The organism is Streptomyces sp. NPDC046876 (genome assembly GCF_040645035.1).
Lineage (GTDB): Bacteria > Actinomycetota > Actinomycetes > Streptomycetales > Streptomycetaceae > Streptomyces.
In genome coordinates, this window is sequence record NZ_JBEYXK010000217.1 from 1 (window position 1) to 2,547 (window position 2,547).

Below are 2,547 nucleotides of genomic sequence, written 5' to 3' on the forward strand. Positions count from 1 at the left end.
CGCCGGCCGCGCGGCGCGCCCCCCCCCCCGCCCGCTCCCCGCCTCTCGGCCGGCCCGCCCCCCCCGCGCGGGCGCCCCCCCCCCCCCCCACTTCGCGCTCACTTCGCGCACTTCACTGCTCAGGCCTGCTCGTCGTCCGGGGTCCCGGCGACGACCTCGTCGGTGACGTCGGCGTCGGCGTCGGCCTCGGACTGCTCGGCCGGCTCGTACTCCTCGTCGTCCTCGTCGTAGTACTCGGCCTGGTCGGAGGCCCGCTCGGCGGCGGCGACCTCGGCCGGGTCCTGGCCGTCGAGGTCGTCCTCCTCGCCCTCGCCCTCTTCGCCGAAGGCCTCGGTGTCGAGGGCGTCGACGAACTCGACACCGTCGAGCTCCGCGAGGCGGTCGGAGGCGTCGGTGGCGCCGTCCTTGTCCGACTCGATGGTCTTGGCGAACCACTCGCGCGCCTCGTCCTCACGGCCGGCGGCCAGCAGCGCGTCGGCGTAGGCGTACCGCAGGCGGGCGGTCCACGGCTGGACGGCGTTGGACGCGAGCTCGGGGCTCTGCAGGGTCACGATGGCGGCGTCGAGCTGCCCCATGTCCCGGCGGGCGCCGGCGGCGACCAGACGCATCTCGACCTGGCCGGCCTTGTCGAGCTTCTGCACCTCGGGCTCGCCGGCCATGGCCAGGGCCCGCTCCGGGCGGCCGAGGCCGCGCTCGCAGTCGGCCATGACGGGCCACAGCTCAACGGAGCCGGTCATGCGCTTGGCGGCGCGGAACTCGGCGAGGGCCTCGCTGTACTTCTGCGTGGCGTACGCGGCGAAGCCGGCGGCCTCGCGGACGGCGGCGACGCGGGAGGCGAGCCGCAGGGCGATGCGCGAGTACGCGTACGCCTGCTCCGGCTCCTCGTCGATCAGCCGGGCGACCATGACCAGGTTGCGGGAGACCTCCTCGGCCAGGCCCTTGGGCAGGCTCAGGAGCTCCTGGCGCACGTCGGCGTCGATCTCGAGGCCGGTGACGTCCTCGTCGATCGGCAGGCGCTTCACCGGCTCGCGGTCGCGGTCGGCGCGGAAGTCGCGGTCGCCGCCGCGCTCGTCGCGGCCGCCCCGGTAGCCGCCGCGGTCGTCACGGCCGCCGCGGTAGCCACCGCGCTCGCCGCCCCGGTCGTCGCGACGCCCGTACGAGGGACGGTCACCGCGGTCGTCACGGCGGAACCCGCCGCGCTCGCCACCGCGGTCGTCACGGCGCGGGTACGAAGGACGCTCGCCGCGGTCGTCACGGCGGAACCCGCCGCGCTCGCCGCCACGGTCGTCACGACGCGGGTACGAAGGACGCTCACCCCGGTCGTCACGACGGAACCCACCGCGCTCGTCGTCGCGGCGCGGGTAGGACGGGCGCTCGCCGCGGTCGTCACGACGCGGGTACGAGGGACGCTCGCCCCGGTCACCGCGGTCGTCGCGGCGGAAGGACGGACGGTCGTCGCGGCGGTAGCCGCCGCGGTCGTCGTCACGGCGCGGGTACGAAGGCCGCTCGCCGCGGTCGTCACGGCGGTAGGAGGAACGCTCGTCGTCACGGCGCGGGTACGAGGGACGCTCGCCCCGGTCGTCACGGCGCGGGTAGGACGGGCGCTCACCGCGGTCGTCACGACGGAACGAGGGACGCTCGCCCCGATCGTCACGGCGCGGGTACGAGGGGCGCTCCCCGCGGTCGCCGCGGTCGTCCCGACGGAACGACGGGCGGTCACCCCGGTCGTCACGGCGGAAGGAGGGACGCTCGTCGTCACGGCGGAAGCCGCCGCGCTCGTCGTCGCGCCGCTGGTACGAGGGACGGTCGCCCCGGTCGTCGCGGCGGAACGGACGGTCGCCGCCCCGGTCGTCGCGACGCGGGTACGAGGGACGCTCCCCGCGGTCGCCGCGGTCGTCACGGCGGAAGGACGGACGGTCGTCGTCACGGCGCTGGAAGCCCGGACGGTCGCCGCCGCGGTCGTCACGGCGCGGGTAGGACGGCCGGTCTTCGCGGCGCGGGTACGAGGGGCGGTCACCGCGGTCGTCGCGGCGGTAGCCGCCGCGGTCGCCGGCGGGACGGCCGCCCCGCTCGTCGTCGCGGCGCCCGTACGACGGACGGTCACCGCGGTCGTCACGGCGGAACGGACGGTCGCCGCCGCGGTCGTCACGGCGGAAGCCGCCGCCGGAGGAGGGACGGCCACCGCGGTCGTCACGGCGGAACCCGCCGCGGTCGCCGCCACGGTCGTCACGGCCCCCGCGGTAGCCGCCCCTGTCACCACCGTCGTTGCGACGGGGCTCGCGCTCCGGACGATCGTCGGGAGAGTTGGACATGGGTGTGACTCCTGTCTTCGGGGTACCGCTAGTCATTCTCGCGCAACCAGCCCATGGCCGCGCTCCGGCGTAAAGAGGTGCAAAACAAAAAGGACCCTTGGTCCTCAGCTGAACGCTGAGGACCAAGGGTCCTTTTGAAAGATTGTTCGGCGGCGTCCTACTCTCCCACAGGGTCCCCCCTGCAGTACCATCGGCGCTGAAAGGCTTAGCTTCCGGGTTCGGAATGTAACCGGGC

The 2,547-nt window shown here is 75.1% G+C and carries 1 protein-coding gene, 1 rRNA gene and 1 pseudogene; all 3 read right to left on the reverse strand.

Going from position 1 to position 2,547, the window contains the following annotated elements; translation table 11 throughout:
- Nucleotides 1-119: 119 nt before the first annotated feature.
- The gene (locus ABZ924_RS38415) at nucleotides 120-968 is read right to left on the reverse strand and encodes a tetratricopeptide repeat protein (protein WP_361920369.1); all 849 of its coding nucleotides are present in this window, start codon (nucleotides 966-968) and stop codon (nucleotides 120-122) included.
- A gap of 609 nt (nucleotides 969-1,577) precedes the next feature.
- Nucleotides 1,578-2,273: pseudogene (locus ABZ924_RS38420) on the reverse strand (tetratricopeptide repeat protein); the annotation flags it as partial.
- 183 nt (nucleotides 2,274-2,456) lie between these two features.
- Nucleotides 2,457-2,547: ribosomal RNA gene (rrf, locus tag ABZ924_RS38425) — 5S ribosomal RNA — on the reverse strand; the annotation flags it as partial.